Source organism: Defluviitalea raffinosedens (assembly GCF_016908775.1).
GTDB lineage: Bacteria > Bacillota > Clostridia > Lachnospirales > Defluviitaleaceae > Defluviitalea > Defluviitalea raffinosedens.
Genome location: NZ_JAFBEP010000035.1, coordinates 1 through 17,390, shown reverse-complemented (window position 1 = coordinate 17,390; position 17,390 = coordinate 1). Strand labels below are relative to the sequence as shown.

Genomic DNA, 17,390 nt, shown 5'->3' with positions numbered 1-17,390 from the left:
ATCGGTTATATGACTCCTCAACAGCTTGAAGATGCTTTAAGAAAAACTGCATAAAAATTTGAGTTTTTGTGTCTACTATATTGACATAAATCCATCAAGTCCAGCGTACAAATATGACGAGGATAAGGGATTTAAACCTTATCAAAACTATATATAGACATGTTTCCGCAAACATATCAATTATTCCAAATCTCGTCTTTTCCGTCTACACAACCCTGCCCGCAAAAAGCCGCCTCAAACGACTGTGGATGTGTTTCCGAGAACAGTTACACAAACAAAAAAACAGGGCTTTCCGACATTACCGCTACCAAAAAACACGTTTTCGGTAGATGACAAATGTCCTGAAAACCCTGTATTCAAGCCGTTTTTTAGGCTTCTATTTATTTTTTACATTCTGCATCAAGGCAACGCACTCCACGTGGAACGAGCCGCTTGGATTGATGTCTTGGGCTGTTTTTTGAACCTTGCGTTCGTGGGAATATATCAATGGGTTTTTGGGCATTTTCCCCGAAAACGAACGTTCAAGGGAACAAATCAACTTTTTCAAATAAGCATCTGCTTATTTCCTGTTCTTTTACGATTTATTGATTTGCCCTTAATTTTTTCTTGAAGTTTCATCATCTTTATAGTGTGTAATACCAGTCAAGTGAAATAAAGACTCTAGGCCAAAGCCTTTATGAATTCAACAGCTATTTCAATCCTATCTTTGTCATCAGTTTCCTTTAGCCAGTACTCATTTTTAGAATTAGCGATAGCAATTAAATTATTAAACTCTTGTTTTCCATTCCTCGAAACATAATCTTCAGGAAATTTTACTTTCCAGCCGTCTTTGAGGCTTTCCAGAGTTATATTATTTCTTAATTTCAGCGGACTAAGATCACTGTATATACCATAGCACTCATTAACATTACAAATGGTTTTATCTGCAATTTTCAAAGCGACCGTCCTGACATATGGATTGATGTGGTAAGCCAGTAGCGAGTTTCCATTAAGTTTTCTCAACTCATATTCATTTAGCCATGCATAAAGATTTTTTTTATTATCAACAAACCCTCCATATTTTATAAAGTAATATCTCCAATCCCTTTTTGCTTGTTTTAAATAATCAATAATTATATTTTTCAATTTCTCTTCTGAAGTGGAACCCTTTATTGTAATATATTTACATATAAATTCCTTTAGTATTTCTTTGATTTTCTGTGATTCGTTTGTGGTCCTTGTAAGAATAATATTCCATTCTCCATCTCCTCCAAAGTACTTTCTTGCACCAAGTTGACTGTAACCTATAATAACAGAATAATCTCCTATCGAAAGTAAAGCTTTTATAACGGTTGAACTATTGTTTGACCATATGTCAGTTATAATTGAATCCAAATCTATAGCGGGGTTTCCTACAACTATTTCCAAAACATTATCAATACATCCTTTAAATAATGGATTGTCTTCTAGTTTATGAATTTTTTCTTTTAAATTTATATTATTAACAATCAGTGTAGCCTTTTTTATTTCCGAATCTACGGAATCTTTACTAAATCCAGGCATACTGAATCCCTTTTGAGTTAATATTTGATAAACATTTTGATTTTGTATAAGCAAGTCAGTCACATCTTTTAACTGTCTCTTCATAAAGTCAAAACGCAAATTGCTTGTATATCTGGTATTAACCGCTTGACGTACTCTCATCAGCAGATTTCGAATAACTCTTAAAAATTCCACTAAATCAACACTATAACTGTACTGATTTAAAAAAATACAACGTTTTAGTAGTGAATAAAGCAATATTTTTTCTGCTATTCCAAAAGAATCACCCTTTAAACACCTTTTCCAAAGATTACTTTTACCATCAAAAATGACCAGCTTACCTTTTTCATATTTTTCTGAAAAAATGTTGTCAATAAATTTATCCGGATCCATTTGAATTTTTATCCAAAAATCAAGAGAATCTATTAAGAATTCAATGTTCTCCTTCCTGCTATATACAGATTTTATCAATTCATAATTGATTTTAGGTACATTATTTTCATTATATAAAAATGGATTTGTTGTAGGTAATACATTCTGGTTTTCAACATAAAGCATTTCTGTAATAAAATATATATATCGCATAAAAGGATTATCGATAGTATTGGCTTCTTTATACTTCCAGAAAACATCTGTCCAGGCGTTATCTATCTTTAAAGAAAAATCCAGAAGCTTTTCTGGCAACACATCATCAATTATCTGAGTAAATTTTGCTTTAAAGTTTTCAAAATCCGTTAAAGGTTTTCCTCTAGCATTCATTTTTATGTACAAGTTATCAGTTAAGCCAAAGTTTTTAAGTTCCAAAAATCTAAATGTTATTGGAGGATCTGAATTAATATCACGTATTAGTTTTTCAAAGCAATCTTGAGTATCCCTAAAAGTCAGATGAATATCATCAAGCATTGTTAGCATTGATTTTATAGTTGGATCTTTTATCCATGACATATAAAACCAGTGAGCATCTTTAATTAAATCAGATATTTTATCATTTTCTTTGCCAAGATCATATTTAACACCTTTTTCTACTAGCGAATAGCAGAAGTCCCGAGAGCTTATTCTGGTCTCATAAGTAAATTTTGAAAGTATACCTTTTATCTTGCTAGTTTTATTTTCCTTTGTGGCAAGATACCAATGTAATAAAAAGAGAGTGGTCAATCTCTGCTGTCCATCTAATGGCAGTAATACCTTATCCCCTTCTCGTTCTTCTATAGAACCGTATACAAAATCAAAATCTAATGTATTGCTCTCATTAACTATTGCATTATAAAGGCTTTCAAGAAATTCCTTCCTTATTTCTGGTATTTTATCAACATTTCTTCCTTGGGCATAATCTCTCTGTATAATTGGTATTTCAATTCTATACTCATTTATTAGCTTCCAAAATGTATACTTAGTTGTTTGCATCACTATTCACCTCCGCTTGATTAGGCAAATATTTCTGTAAAGTATGTATTATCTCATCATAGTAATCCTTCCTGTCTTCAGGACCCCAAAAATGCAAATGTGATGCATTCTTACTATAATACTTCAAAAATACATTTCTAGTACAAATAGGGATAAAATAGCCTTCCTTATCCATTTTTATAATAATATCACGCTTTACATCAAAGAATGAATTGCCAAGTCTGCTATTTAAGTCCTTATCCAGTAGAGTTAGGTTATTTATTAAATGCATATCATCACTAAATTGGTCTTTAAAACAGTTCTGAACTTCTTCGAATAATTTATTAAATAATTCAGCACTTATATTATCCTCATTTATAGACTTCATTCTTTCAATGACTTCTTTGTATTTGTTTGCATTAATTCTTTCTAAACTTTTTATATGATCCTCAATCCACGCCATCCACTGTTTTACTGTACTCAAACCGTCAGTATTCTGGGCGTGAATGTGTTCAATGCTCCATTTTCCTCTTTTATAAGAATTAAAAGAAAAACGATAATTGTGTGTTTTCATTCTAAGTATTGTTTCTATATTAAATAGTAGAAGTACTTTTTTAATTTCATTCGAGTTCTTTTCATAATCCAGTTCTGATATCTTATAATTAACGTGTTGCCTGATTTTGTTATCAATATATTTTCTAAACTCAGTTTTGCTTTTTCCTTCAGCTGCATCTTTGAGTTGCTCAATTCTCTCTCCGCAAGTTACAAGATAACCTATTAAATGGAATAATTCCCTGTCATTAAACCAATCTTCAAATGTTAAAAAGTAAGCCTTAACTTCATCCCAAATCTCTTGAACACTGCGTTGCCTTAATCTTTCATTAAAATACCTAAAAGTATAAAAGTCATCCCCTCTTGAACTTTTCTTAGCCATTGCATTAAAAATATATTCGATTCTTGTTGGCATATCATTAAATTCTTTATTAATAAAGCTCCAAAACTCGTCATTTTGAAGAGTATATTCAATTCTGTCCCACTCACTAGCTATTTCTAATTGTTTTAACCTAAAAGTGTCATTATCGTTATTATTCTTGTTTGATTTTTGTAAAAATAATGCTTTTATAAGTTCCGCATTTGTAAGTGGTATTTTCCCGATGTTAAGCCTAGTAAAAATATTTATGGGATTAGAACCATCATTAACTTCATACCAGATTATTTTGGTAAGCTTACCTAATGCAATGCTAAATTCATCTCTAACAGTGTATTCTGATTCAACATTTTCTTTATACTCAAACCATTCTTTGATAGTTTTATATGCCTGTCCTATAAAAAAGTAATCAATATTTGATGTATTTGATACATCGATATTCTGTAGAAATTCTTTGCTTTTTTCTCTTGTCTCAAATTCTATGTCATATCTTTTTCTACCTAAAAAATACAAAATTATGTAGATTGTAGTTAATCGTTGCTGTCCGTCAATTACCTCCCACTTGTCGCCATTTTTCTTTACTACTATAGGTTGCAAGCAATAAAACTCATCTTTTTTTCTTTCTTGTTGGGAGAATTCCCAAATATCATCGAGCAGTTCTGTTACTTGGCGTTTTTCCCACCTATATCCCCTTTGGTATGAAGGGATAAGGAATTTTTCTTTTATTATTTCATTAATTGACAACAACTTAATTTCGTTTTCCATAAAAATATCCCCCTACTCTTTTTTCTTTCAAAATTATGATTGCTTCAGCCTGATAATATTACCCGGAAGAGCTTCAAACATATCCGGATAATGCCCACACCTTGCCCTTATCTGTGTATATTGCGCTTTACTGCCATCTTTTTTTAAATACAGCCTGCGCCTATATATCTCATCGGCAAGTTCAGCTGCATGCATCGTCTTGTTTTCTGCCTCAGATAAAACAATTCTCATGGCTTCATGAAGTGTATAGTTCGGCATCTCTTGCATGCCAATTCCTGCATCACTTAAATGGTTTTCATCATATTTTAAGACTATATAAATCGGCTTATTATCTTTAAGCAGAACGACTTTTCCATTTTTATCAACGACAGAAAATACATGTTCTATATTTGTTTTTAATGAATCAAAAGGAATTAAGCTATCAATTTTAATATCCATAATTAACCACCCCGCTACAATTATACAAGATAATTATTTATTTGTCTATTTATTTGTTTATACATTTGTATAAAATAAAAATGCCGCCAATTTAAGAAGACTTTCCTTCTCAACTGGCGGCAATCTTATTACAATCCTATAAGTTTATTTCTATTTCTAGCCCCGACTTAAACTCTACCACTAGCCTGTCATCATATACAATTGCTTTTTCAACAAGTTTTCTAACCAGTTTATCATCAAACTCCGTTATATCACCGGTTTGCGTGTTAAGAAAGTCAGTCATTTCAGCTATCCGATCCCGCTTATCTTGACGGAGAGCGTTTCTTGAAAGTGTTTCTTGCCTCAAGTCCCGTAACCTATAAATTTCATTTACAATATTATCGTAGTCCTCCTTTGAATTTGCCTTTTGGATCAACTCGGTTTGGAGTTCTTCCAGCCTTTTATCAATATCTGCTGTACTCTCATCCAAATCCTCACTTAATACGGTTTCAATATTCTCTTTCAGTATAGCCAGAAAAGAGTTTTTTCCGCTGACTGCTATATTGATGGCTTCTACAATTTTCTCTTTTAGCGTATCTTCAAGTATAGTGGAGGCGGTACAAAACAAACCAGTATTTTCTAATCGGCTAACACATCTCCATACGATTGATTTCTTTCCTCGGTTATTCCAATGAACCCTGCGGAATATTTCATGGCAATTGCCGCAGAAAACCATCTGTGATAAAGGATGATTGTTGCTATAGTTTCTTTTCTTTCCATTCTTACTTATATACACACATCTTCTTTTGACAAGCTGTTCCTGCACCTGCATAAAGATTTCACGCGGGATTATAGGCTCATGGCTGTTTTCTACATAGTATTGTGGAACTATACCGTTATTGGGTACCCTTTTCTTCGATAAAAAATCTACCGTATAGGTTTTCTGCAGCAGCGCATCACCGATATATTTTTCATTCCTCAAAATCTTATTGATGGTACTGGTATGCCATCTGGGATTGCCTGCACCTGTCAATATTCCGTCAGCTTCCAAACCTCTTGCTATCTGTAGCATACTGGAACCTTCGAGGTATTCTCTGTAAATGCGTTTAACGATCTCCGCTTCTTCAGGTACGATAACTAAGTTACCATCCTTATCCTTTGTATAGCCAAGAAACCGGTTGTGATTGATATGAATTTTCCCTTGCTGATATCGGTACTGAATACCCAGTTTTACATTCTGGCTTAACGATTGGCTTTCTTGCTGTGCCAAAGACGCCATAATGGTCAACAGGATTTCCCCTTTGGTATCCAATGTGTTTATATTTTCCTTTTCAAAGTAAACCGGAATATTTTTTTCTTTAAGTTGCCTTATGTACTTTAGGCAGTCCAGCGTATTTCTTGCAAACCGGCTGATAGACTTCGTAATTATCATATCGATTTTGCCCTGCATGCATTCTTCTATCATCCGGTTAAATTCTTCACGCTTTTTTGTGTTAGTTCCGGTAATACCTTCATCTGCAAATATGCCTGCTAACTCCCATTCGGGATTGCTTTTGATATAGTTTGTGTAGTGCTCGATTTGCGCTTCATAACTGGTTGCCTGCTCCTCGCTGTCCGTAGAAACACGACAGTAAGCTGCTACCCGAAGCTTAGGCAATTCCTCGGCCTTTGCACTATTCCCGATTCGCTTACGGGCAGGAATCACCGTAACATTCCTGATTGCCATCTGAAATCACCTCGCTCCTAATAAGACTATAAGCATACTCTGCCTGCTGAAATGGATCATCGTATAGTTTATCTGGCATTGAAGCATGAAACTTAAAATTCAGGCATTTCTTTTCATTTCCTTTATGTTCATAAATCCTGCCAAGCGCCTCAGCTCGCCTGCGTCTTTCCAGTTGTGCTTTTTCGAATGTGTCCTTGCTGATAATTGGCGGATAAAATTTGTCCTCAACATACCGTTTATCCGAAAGCATTCTTGCAATAGATGTATGGTAGCGTTTAATGCCCGCTTTTTGGGCTGCTTCAGTTAAAGAAAGACCGGAAAGGTAAGCCTCAAATAGTTTCTCAATCTTAACTGCTTCCTCTTCATTAACGACAGCCCTGCCGTTTTGAATGGTATATCCAAAAGGTATATGGCTCATCATTTCACCAACCTTTCCCTTAAGTTCAACCCGCATTTCATTTTGAAATCTATTTCTTCTTGTGAAAACACAATGATTTCGTGGGTAAAATCCTCAAATATTCTGCTATCGAATGCATCAATCTGCTTTTCAGCCTTCGTTGCAAATTTAAGAAGCTTCTCAACCTCAACAAGGATAGTCATGCCTCCATCGATTACGCGTTTTAATGCTTCTCTTTGTTCTTTTAATAAAGCCGCTTCTTTGAGCAGCTCATTTTTCTGTGTATTAAAAAGAGCGGGTTCCAGGTATCCTTTGGCCATAAGTCCCATAATCACCTGAACCCGCTCTGTATTTTCTTTGATTTTAGTTTCCAGTTCCTGAATCTTAGTTATGTTATCTGAGTAATTTGTCTTCTTTAAGCTTTGTAGCAATGGTCTTAGAATGAATTTATGACCGAAAATAAGCTTATTAATCATAACAACGAAGGCCTGATGGATCGCATCCTCTCTGACAAACTTCATGGAACAGCTTGATGCGTCCTTTATGTGCTTTGTGCAGCACCATGCAATATATTTACGGTCACCGCTGCCATGAATTCGACGCTTAAAACTGCTGCCACATTCTGCGCATTTGATTTTCCCCGAGAAAGGGTAGCGTTTTTGATACTTACTGCTTCCCTTAATTACACCTTTTTCTTTTCCTCTTTGCTTTAATATCTCTTGGGCGGCTTCAAATTCCTCATGGGATATAATGGCTTCATGATGATCTTTTATCATGTATTGATCTTTTTCCCCATGATTATAATGCCGCTTAAAATTCTCATCTGTATAGGTTTTTTGCAGAAGAACATCCCCAGTATATTTTTCATTGCTTAAAATGCCGCGGATAGTTGTCGCTGTCCAGTGTGAACCTCTCTTTGTTGGGATTTTATCGGAATTTAGCCCACCTGCAATTTTCTGTGTGCCTTTACCGTCCAAAGCCTCGGAAAAAATCCGCTTTACGATTTCAGCCTGTTCTTTATTGATAAATAGCTTTCCATCCACATAATCGTAACCATAGGGAGGATACGAAATTTTGTATGTTCCGTTTTGGAACCTACGTCTGATAGACCACTTACTATTTTCTGCAATGGATAATGACTCGTTTTCTGCAAGACTGCTCAAAATTGTCAGCACCAATTCGCCTTCCATGCGCTGTGTGTTTATATTCTCTTTCTCGAAATAGATGAAAACACCGAGATCGGTAAGTTTTCGCACCATTTCAATGCAGTCGGTTGTGTTTCTGGCAAATCTGCTGACTGACTTGGTTATAATAAAGTCAATTTTTTTGTTTTCGCAATCTGCAAGCAGTCTCAAAAGTCCAGTTCGGTTTTCCTTTTTTGTGCCTGATATGCCTTCATCATAATAAATCCCTGCAAATTCCCAATCAGGATTTGCTTTTATATAGGATTCATAATGGTCCTTTTGTGCTTCCAGGCTTGCCATTTGTTCATCACTGTCTGTTGAAACCCTGCAATAAGCCGCTACCCTCACCTTTGGCTTGAAAGCTTGGAGAGCATTGTTTCCATCAATCCTTGTTACCTTTCTCACTGTTTTCACCTCCTTTGGGCATGTGACATGTTACCTCTGTGTGCCGCTAATAGCAAGCTAATTAGGCCATAAGCTGTGCATACATCGGCGAGAAAGTTTTGCGGTTCAACTTGTCGATTTTGTTGAATTCTTCTTCTGAAATCAGTCCCGCCTTAAGCATCTTTTGCAGGATTTTATATGCCCGCCAGTAATCAACCTCTCTTTGAATTTCCTCCTGTGTTATCTTTGAATAGTTCGTTTCCTGCGGGTTATATGGTAAATGATTAGCCGCCTCTATCATTCAAGCACCTCCTATAAAAACTTAGGACAGCCGCGATTGGCTGTCCTTTATCGTTATTCCGGCAATTTCAGAACTTGTCCGGGGTAAATAGTATCTGAAGTCAGACCATTGAGTTTCTTAATCTCCGGATATCTTGTTCCTCTACCGAGTTCTTTTTCCGCTATTCTCCATAAGGTATCGCCTTTTTGCACTGTATAGGTTCTATTGCCCTTGTTATCAGGAATGCTGTTTACAATTACAAGGTTTTCTTTTGCTACCCAAGTGTTTATGCCTGCGATTTCTTGACCGCCGGATTTCTTAACCTTTTTGCCAAGCAATACACATTCTTTGCCGCCTTTTATGACCGGCTTGCCTTTGTATAAAGTCTGTGTGACCCTGTGGTAATAGTCATTTTTGACCCACGTTGGAACTTCCACACTGCCGGGGTAGTAATTCTTTACACTGACCTTAAACTCCACCATATCTCCAATTCCAATATCAGTATTGATATCTGTACTGTTCTCCAGCGCTTTTTTTACTGCTTTACGGAAAGTGTCCATATTCTCCCCATGCTTGGGAAACCAGTGCATCACATCAGCATGGTTGCTGGCAATACCGAGCTTATATCCTTCGGAGTGGCAGATGATGTCATTCTCATTAAGACCGTACTTCTTGCAGAGCATAACGCAGAGTTCAACAGCATTCTGCCACGCTTTACGGAAATAATCTTTCTGCTTTGCTGCATCATAACCCACCATTACCGACCCGGATTTATACGAAAACCCAGCAGGCTCACAGATTTCAAAGCCAATATGGGTATTGTTGGCTGCTCCTCCCGCATGCCACCCGCGATGATCCCAAGGCAGGTATTGCCAAACCTCTTTTTCGTCTACAAAAGCATGTACACATACCTGCCTGTTTATTTCACCGGCTTTGTAAGATTTGTTCCAACGGGAAAACCACTCAGCCGCCATTACACCCGGCACAGCCGTCGAATGTACCATGATTCCTTTAGGCGTGATTTTGCGGCCTGCTGTATAGCAATCGTTTCGCGTCATGTATTTTGTGAAAAGCTTCATTTCTTTTCATCCTCCTCATTTGAGCGATCATGCAGTTGTTCCAATGCGTTTTTCAGCTTTTCAGGAATGGGCAGTCCTATATGTGCTGCATTCTCAAGAATTGAAACTCCCTCGTTACTCAGGTAAAAGAAGAACCCCGCCGCTCCGGCAGCCAGAAAAGTCGGAAGATCGGCTTTATGCGGCAGTTTCATTCTCGTGTAAACTGCAACGACCGCCAAGGTGCAGGACGCCGTAAAATATCTTAGAAAGCCCAGTGAGAATGCAGAAAAATACTGCAACGCCAGCCTGGTCAGCACATAGGCCAATGACCAAAAGACAATTGTTATCATTGCATAGGGATGAAAGCTGTTTCTTAATTTCATATTGTTGCCTTACCTTCCGTTGGTTTTCATTGCACAACCCGATTGATTACTTAATGATTAAATCATAAAAATCCGGTATTGAAAAGTTCCGGTTGACGAACAGCGTTTTACATGCTGCAATTATGGTTATTTTACGGGCACTCCCCTGTCAGAACTGCTTCAGCAGGTTTGCCATTTCGATAGCGGTCACCGCGGCATCATATCCCTTGTTGCCGGCTTTTGTACCTGCTCTTTCAATCGCCTGCTCTATGGTATCCGTGGTCAGAACTCCGAATATCACAGGCACACCGGTATCTAATGAAACCTTTGCAATCCCCTTGGACACTTCATTGGCAACGTAATCAAAATGAGGCGTCGCCCCCCTGATAACAGCGCCAAGGCAGATTACCGCGTCATACTTTTTGGATTCGGCCATTTTCTGTGCAACCAGGGGAATTTCAAACGCTCCCGGCACCCAGGCCGCTTCGATGTCAGCCTCGTTTCCCCCATGCCTGACAAATGCGTCAATCGCTCCGCTTAAAAGCTTGCTGCTGATGAACTCGTTAAAACGCCCGACGACGATCCCAACTTTTAAATCTTTTGCCATCAAGTTCCCTTCAAGTGTTTTAATCGGCATTCTTTTCACCCTCCTGATTTTTCACCGTATTTGATTCGATGCTTAAATTGCAATAATGTGTCCCATCTTTTCCTTCTTCGTTCTGATATAGAACTTATTGACCTCATTGGCTTCGATCTGTATCGGCACCCGCTCCACAATCTCAAGGCCGTAACCGCTTAAGCCAATGATCTTTTTGGGGTTATTGGTCAAGAGCCTGATTTTCCTGATGCCCAAGTCATAGAGTATTTGCGCTCCTATGCCATACTCTCTAAGGTCAGGGGCAAAACCAAGCAGTTCATTTGCCTCCACCGTATCCTTCCCTTTATCCTGGAGCGCGTAGGCGCGTATTTTATTCACAAGACCTATTCCGCGTCCTTCCTGGCGCATATAAAGCAGCACTCCCCTGCCTTCGTCTCTTATCTGCCTCAATGCGGCATTCAACTGTTCTCCGCAATCGCATCTCAGGGAATGGAAAGCATCTCCTGTCAGGCATTCGGAGTGTACTCGCACCAGCACCGGCTCATCAGGATTGCTAAGATGTCCTTTTACCAAGGCGATATGGTGTTCACCGTTAATCGTATTTTCATAGGCAATAATTTCAAATTCGCCGTATTCGGTCGGAAGCTTGGCTTTTGCGGCTGCCGTTACAAGCTTTTCATTTTTCCTTCTGTATTTTATCAGTTCTTCTATTGTAATGATTTTGAGGCCATGCATTTTTGCAAATTCGAATAGTTGAGGCACTCTTGCCATGGTGCCGTCATCATTCATAACCTCGCATATGACCCCCGCCGGATGCAAACCTGCCATTCTGGCAAGATCCACGGCTGCCTCCGTATGCCCGGAACGTTTCAGCACCCCTCCGTCTCTTGCAATCAGAGGAAAAATGTGTCCGGGTCTGGTAAAATCGCTGCTGACCGAAGCTGGATTTGCCAGTTCCTTTATGGTATTCGCCCTCTCAAAGGCTGATATGCCTGTAGTTGAACTTTTGTGATCCACCGTCACGGTAAATGCCGTCTTCATGCTCTCGGTATTTCTTTCCACCATCAGGTCCAGTTCCAGCCGCCGCGCATTCTCCTCTGTCATGGGGACACATATCATCCCTCTTCCATAGGTAGCCATGAAGTTTACGCTTTCGGGCGTCACCTTTTCCGCCGCCATCAAAAGATCCCCTTCATTTTCGCGGTCTTCATCATCTACAACCAGGATCATCCTTCCCTCTCTGATGTCTTCCAACGCCTCTTCAATGGTATTAAAATTCATGTTGAATCCCCCTCCTGTTCGATACATTTAAGCCCTATTTACGGCCGAATTTATGCGAATCCATTACTCTTGAGAAATTCTACGGATATATCCCGTTTCGGCTTTGATTCCTGTGAACTGCAATTGAAAAGCCTTTCCACATACTTTCCTATCACATCGCACTCAATATTCAGCTGATCGCCTACCTTTTTCGAGCCCAGAGTCGTTTCGCCTGCGGTATGAGGTATCAACGATACTTTAAAGCATCTGTCATCAACATGGGCAACAGTCAGGCTTGTGCCATCGAGCGCAACCGAGCCTTTCATGACGATATATTTAAGGATATCGTTTCGGGCTTCAATCGTAAGCCATATGGCGTTGTCCTCTTCCACCCTTGATATAACGGTTCCCGTCCCGTCGATATGTCCGGTAACAATATGGCCTCCGAGCCTGTCTGACAGCCTCAGAGCCCGCTCGAGGTTCACTTTGTCGGATATTTTCAGCATTCCAAGTCCCGTATTTCTCAACGTTTCAGGCATCACATCGGCGGAAAACCAGTTGCCGCCCATATCGGTTACCGTGAGGCAAACTCCGTTTACAGCAATGCTGTCCCCGATTTTCATGCCGTCCATAACCCTTGAACAACTGATTGAAAGTCTGGCGGATTTACTGCCCCGGCTAATTCCTTTTATGGTGCCCATCTCCTCAACGATTCCCGTAAACATAAAAATCACCTCTCACATATCCTTCGATAAGGATGTCTTCATCAAATCTGCTGATGCTGATATCCTGCAATTTAACGGCATGCTCCATTATTTCTATCCCCTCGCCTTCAACAGGAGTTTTGGCATCTTTTCCGCCGATAATCTTCGGCGCGATAAAAGTCATAACCTTATCAACAATTCCCGAATCAAGCGCGGCGGCATTAAGGCCTCCCCCACCTTCTAAAAGCACGCTGTCAATCTCAAGCTTATATAGCTCATCCATAAGCTTTGCCAGATCGACATGCCCTCCGGGGCTGTCCGCTTTAAGAATCCGCACTCCTTTATCCATGAGCAGCCTTTCTTTTTCAGGGTCAATCGCCGTTGTCGTGGCAAGGATTAAGCCTGCTGATGATTCCTCATTGATAACCCTGCTGTCCGGAGGTATCAGCCCTTTGCTGTCTACGACAATTCTGACAGGATCTCTGGTCGTTTCAGAGTCAAGCCTCGCAGTAAGAGACGGGTTGTCTGCAAGGACTGTATTTATGCCCACCATTACGGCGGTAACCCTGTTGCGCAATGTATGCACATATCGCCTCGAAGCTTCTCCTGATATCCACTTTGAATCACCGCGGGCAGAGGCTATTTTGCCGTCGAGCGTCATGGCGGTTTTCATAATCACGAAGGGCCTTTTTTGGGTTATATATTTGATGAATATCTCGTTGAGTTTTTTCGCTTCCTGCTCGAGGATACCGCAGACCACCTGAATACCGGCCTCTTTAAGCATTGCGACCCCTCTGCCCGCAACTTTAGGATTGGGATCGATCATTGCCATTACTACTTTGCTGATTCCCTTTTCTATAATTGCCTTTGCGCATGGGGGCGTCTTGCCATAGTGGGAACATGGCTCCAGATTGACATACAGTGTCGCTCCGCGGACATCTTCCTTTGCATTCTCAAACGCGGCCGCTTCTGCATGCGCACATCCGCGCTTCGCATGATATCCTTCAGCTATAATCCTTCCGTCTTTAACTATAACCGCACCGACCAGCGGATTCGGGCTTGTCATTCCCCATCCCAACTTAGCCAGCTCAAATGTTCTTTGCATATATCTCTCGTACATGTTCATCCCTCGCTCAAAAAAGTATGTGTTTATCCTTAGGCCATTACTTTCTAAGTAGCCTTTCAAACCGATTCAGAGATTCATCACACAGACAGTAAAAAATCCCTGAAGCAAAAACTCCAGGGATAATACAATACATCCATTGCTGACATGCAGACGCAATAGAACACATTCTCTTCTCCCATCCAGACTATACTGTCGGCCCCGGAAACTAACCGGATCTGCCATTTAAGGCTCGCGGGCTTTACCGCCGGTAAGGAATTTCACCTATCCCTGAAGATACTTATATTAAGTTTTACCGTTATTAATGATTGAAATAAATATATCACTTGTCAACTTTCAAGTCAATGATTTTCATTCCTCATTAAACTTGCACGTTTCACTTCTTCACGGAACCACCTCTACGGATAACACTCCGTTTTCCAGAACCCTTTTCGCTTCGGATCGAGATATTTTAAGGCATTCGGCAATTAGCCTGTCATAGCGTATTCGCAAATGATAGGGGTTACGAAACCGTATAACATCTCTCTCCGTATCCTCACCGCCATTCCTCAAAACATAAGCCGGCTCCTCCAAAATCTCAACATTGTTTTTCTGCAGTAAAACCCTGTCCAAGCCATATTGATACACAATTTCCCGGTCATTTCGCAGAAATGCCTCATACTCTGCCTTATTCAAGCGTTTTTTGCTGATGCGCGAGTAAATCGGCAGCTTGTATGTGTGTTTACACCGTTTGAAACTGCGCTTTTTCGCGCGTGACCCCCCGCCCGTTGCACAAAACTACTTCACCAGAGATTTTGACCCCCCTACCGTCTTGCCCATCGTTCTCCTTCGCGGGCAGTGATCGATGAGTGACATTGTTTGCACAGGCTCATAAGGTTACTGTCTGCATTGGTTCCGCCTTTAGATAAAGGGATAATATGATGTACCTCTTCGGCTGGTGTAAGCCTTCCGTACTTTTGACACTCCTCGCAAAGCGGGTGCTCTGAGATATATCTGTCCCTGATGCGTTTCCATCTCCGGTCATAGCTTTTTCTTGTTTGAGGATCTCGTTCGTATTTGTTGTAATAAGCATCCACTTGCCTTTGATGCATGTCGCAGTACCTTCCGTCCGTCAGTTCAGGACAGCCGGGAAAGGAGCAAGGCCTTTTTGGTTTTCTTGGCATCTGGCCACCTCCTTTACAGGTATAAAAAAGCCCTCACAGGTTCATATCCCATGAAGGCTTATCCATAACTTTTCACAATACCATTATATTTGGATTTATAATGAATTTCATCTCATAAAAATCTCATCTGGAATATTGAACAACACATTTGCTATTTGACCATGGCATCTTACCGTTATAATACTTATCGGAGATATACCGCTGCATATCGGGTGGTAAAGCTGCAAGCAAAAGATAAGCCTTTTTCCTATCTTCCTCTAACTCCTTGGTGCTTTTATAGAAGGAACATTTATCTTGCAAGCACTTGTGTACAGTCAGGATATTGCAGCCGTTCCTTCCGTTACTGCCAAAGCATTTATTAACCATCTTTCCTCCCTCCTGTTTTATGTCATAAGAAAAAGCCCCGAAGGGCTTATGCGTTTTAATGTTATTTTTTCACGATATCATTATATATGGGATACCTGTGTTTTTCATCTCATGAAAATCTCACCTTAAAGGAAGCTAAAAATATCAGTTTATTTGTTCAAAGATAGCTTTCGAATATACTTCTATATCTCCAGGAGTAAGCATGTTGAATTTTTCTTTTACAGCTACAAAATATTTCCCGATCAACTCTTTGGGTATTACACGATTAGAATGCGCATCCACCGGCAAACCGTCTCTAGTATGCCGCCATGGTTTCTCCAGATGCGTAAACTTCTCTAGCGTTTTTCCGCTATAACAGCAGAAGTTCTTAATAACGCTATCCAATATCGCTTTTTCAGCAGTTGTAAAAACTGATTCATCGAAAGCTTCAACACTCTCAATGGGGTCAAACCGATAAGATGAATACCTGTTATATATATCTCTGTAAACCGGTCCATGAACCCATGCCTCACAGTCTTCTTCAAAAAGAAACCGTCCTTCAAAAGCATAATAAAAACCCTGGACATAATATAGCGCCTTTTGTAAAGCTAAAGGAGTTATGTCCTCGCATTTATAAAGCAGATATTGGATAATTGAGTCCAGCTTTGAACCCGTTTTGTTTTCTTCCCCAAGCAGTTCCTGTACCTTCCGCTTACTTTTTTCATATGCCTGCAGAGATTTTAAATTGTCCTTATTTTTCTCCAGTAATTCTTTATAATACGCTGGATCATCATAAATCTTTTGAAGAATATCTGAATACTGTTTTGTAGGCATATCACCTTCACAATATCTCGAAAAAGTCATTTCCCCCCAACCTAAAAGCAATGATAGCGGACGTTTGCCAATATTGTATTTCTGAGGTATTTCTAATATCTTCTCCAGCGAAATAATGCCGTTTTTTTGACGGTACGTGTCATACAAAGCCTTTAGATTTTCGTCCTCTATATCCGCTACATAGACTTCGCTCCCACATTCCGTACAAACAGCCTTCTTTCCAGTATACTCATATTCTTCGCCTTTAAGTTTACCCTTAATTGTTGCTGTTTCTACCATGTATTCGACATCTCTTCTGCATTCCTCGCAAAATGTCTTATTCCTATTCATAAGGCGGCCTCCTTTCAAACTCTCAAACTTTCTGATTGATCATCGAAAAAGATAATCAATCGGCTTGTTTCGCTTATGAAACGATATAACAACCACTCGTTTTCCACTTTCACTATCAATTAGATTAAATTTCGTATATATATCAACTAACTCCTCGATGCCATCAAAGTTAAATAACGTAACCTGGGGACAAAATACATATAAAACCTCATGTTCAAATCCTACTTTCGTATTTTGCAATGAATGGCAAAAATCTTCTGTTTTTATTTTCAGTAAAATCTCCTTTTGCCTTCTGCTGTTTAGATTATATTCATTTATAAAATCTATGTTTTCTTGTCTATTCTCATTTTTTGATATAATGAATCTGCCCTCTCTAATACAGTCATGTATCATTGCCAAAATCTCATCAATCTGTTCCCAGGTATAATTCTGATTATAGTGCTGATTCATTGCATCACCTCTTTTGTGATACAATGATACTATATTATATGCCTTTTGTCAAGATTTATGCATCAATTAGTGCATTTTTTATTCTTAGTGTAAAATTGTTCTAGGACAAAAAATAGCAAGAGACCACTCTTTTTGGTAAAATATTAGTCGCTGAAAACAATAAATACCAAGGAGGGTC

The 17,390-nt window shown here is 39.2% G+C and carries 17 protein-coding genes, 1 pseudogene and 1 riboswitch; all 18 genes and pseudogenes read right to left on the bottom strand.

What is annotated here, in order from left to right; all coding sequences use genetic code 11:
- Positions 1-660: 660 nt before the first annotated feature.
- The 18 genes and pseudogenes from JOD07_RS14940 to JOD07_RS14855 all read right to left on the bottom strand — a co-directional run bounded on the left by JOD07_RS14940 (position 661) and on the right by JOD07_RS14855 (position 17,212).
- Positions 661-2,925, bottom strand: coding sequence for a DUF262 domain-containing protein (locus tag JOD07_RS14940; protein WP_015051356.1), 2,265 nt, complete (start codon positions 2,923-2,925; stop codon positions 661-663).
- Positions 2,912-4,597, bottom strand: coding sequence for a DUF262 domain-containing protein (locus JOD07_RS14935; RefSeq protein WP_015051357.1), 1,686 nt, complete (start codon positions 4,595-4,597; stop codon positions 2,912-2,914). The genes JOD07_RS14940 and JOD07_RS14935 overlap by 14 nt, the downstream gene beginning before the upstream one ends.
- A gap of 33 nt (positions 4,598-4,630) precedes the next feature.
- Entirely contained in the window at positions 4,631-5,035 is a 405-nt protein-coding gene (locus JOD07_RS14930) for a hypothetical protein (RefSeq protein WP_204614579.1), read from the bottom strand.
- A 136-nt stretch (positions 5,036-5,171) separates the two neighbouring features.
- Positions 5,172-6,740 carry a recombinase family protein gene (locus JOD07_RS14925; protein ID WP_204614578.1) on the bottom strand — a complete coding sequence of 523 codons (1,569 nt, stop codon included), beginning with the start codon at positions 6,738-6,740 and terminating at the stop codon, positions 5,172-5,174.
- Positions 6,703-7,158, bottom strand: a complete 456-nt coding sequence (locus tag JOD07_RS14920) for a recombinase family protein (RefSeq protein WP_243429356.1) — start codon at positions 7,156-7,158, stop codon at positions 6,703-6,705. Before JOD07_RS14920 ends, JOD07_RS14925 begins: the two co-directional genes overlap by 38 nt.
- On the bottom strand, positions 7,158-8,726 hold the full coding sequence (locus tag JOD07_RS14915; RefSeq protein WP_204614574.1) for a recombinase family protein: 1,569 nt from the start codon (positions 8,724-8,726) through the stop codon (positions 7,158-7,160). The genes JOD07_RS14920 and JOD07_RS14915 overlap by 1 nt, the downstream gene beginning before the upstream one ends.
- 61 nt (positions 8,727-8,787) lie before the next feature.
- Complete coding sequence (locus tag JOD07_RS14910; protein WP_059031384.1) at positions 8,788-9,006, bottom strand: SHOCT domain-containing protein; 219 nt, start codon at positions 9,004-9,006, stop codon at positions 8,788-8,790.
- Between the two features lie 53 nt (positions 9,007-9,059).
- A complete protein-coding gene (locus JOD07_RS15735) occupies positions 9,060-10,064 on the bottom strand; it encodes an N-acetylmuramoyl-L-alanine amidase (protein WP_204614572.1) in 1,005 nt (334 codons plus the stop codon).
- On the bottom strand, positions 10,061-10,426 hold the full coding sequence (locus JOD07_RS14900; protein ID WP_204614570.1) for a phage holin family protein: 366 nt from the start codon (positions 10,424-10,426) through the stop codon (positions 10,061-10,063). Before JOD07_RS14900 ends, JOD07_RS15735 begins: the two co-directional genes overlap by 4 nt.
- Before the next feature lie 148 nt (positions 10,427-10,574).
- Positions 10,575-11,036, bottom strand: a complete 462-nt coding sequence (gene ribH, locus JOD07_RS14895; protein ID WP_334296502.1) for a 6,7-dimethyl-8-ribityllumazine synthase — start codon at positions 11,034-11,036, stop codon at positions 10,575-10,577.
- A gap of 48 nt (positions 11,037-11,084) precedes the next feature.
- A complete protein-coding gene (locus JOD07_RS14890) occupies positions 11,085-12,284 on the bottom strand; it encodes a bifunctional 3,4-dihydroxy-2-butanone-4-phosphate synthase/GTP cyclohydrolase II (protein WP_158740433.1) in 1,200 nt (399 codons plus the stop codon).
- Between the two features lie 50 nt (positions 12,285-12,334).
- Positions 12,335-12,988, bottom strand: a complete 654-nt coding sequence (locus JOD07_RS14885; protein WP_158740435.1) for a riboflavin synthase — start codon at positions 12,986-12,988, stop codon at positions 12,335-12,337.
- Positions 12,969-14,087 carry a bifunctional diaminohydroxyphosphoribosylaminopyrimidine deaminase/5-amino-6-(5-phosphoribosylamino)uracil reductase RibD gene (gene ribD / locus JOD07_RS14880; RefSeq protein ID WP_330576560.1) on the bottom strand — a complete coding sequence of 373 codons (1,119 nt, stop codon included), beginning with the start codon at positions 14,085-14,087 and terminating at the stop codon, positions 12,969-12,971. Before ribD ends, JOD07_RS14885 begins: the two co-directional genes overlap by 20 nt.
- 169 nt (positions 14,088-14,256) lie before the next feature.
- A riboswitch (FMN riboswitch) is annotated at positions 14,257-14,372 on the bottom strand.
- 102 nt (positions 14,373-14,474) lie between these two features.
- Positions 14,475-14,810 (bottom strand): annotated as a pseudogene (locus tag JOD07_RS16045) (DUF1062 domain-containing protein); the annotation flags it as partial.
- Positions 14,811-14,893: 83 nt separating this feature from the next.
- The gene (locus tag JOD07_RS14870) at positions 14,894-15,253 is read right to left on the bottom strand and encodes an HNH endonuclease (protein ID WP_204614569.1); all 360 of its coding nucleotides are present in this window, start codon (positions 15,251-15,253) and stop codon (positions 14,894-14,896) included.
- Between the two features lie 123 nt (positions 15,254-15,376).
- Complete coding sequence (locus JOD07_RS14865; RefSeq protein WP_204614568.1) at positions 15,377-15,619, bottom strand: hypothetical protein; 243 nt, start codon at positions 15,617-15,619, stop codon at positions 15,377-15,379.
- Positions 15,620-15,763: 144 nt separating this feature from the next.
- Entirely contained in the window at positions 15,764-16,762 is a 999-nt protein-coding gene (locus tag JOD07_RS14860; protein ID WP_158740443.1) for a type II TA system antitoxin MqsA family protein, read from the bottom strand.
- 39 nt (positions 16,763-16,801) lie between these two features.
- Positions 16,802-17,212: a hypothetical protein gene (locus tag JOD07_RS14855; RefSeq protein ID WP_034844757.1), complete on the bottom strand. Its 411-nt coding sequence runs from the start codon at positions 17,210-17,212 to the stop codon at positions 16,802-16,804.
- Positions 17,213-17,390: the final 178 nt, after the last annotated feature.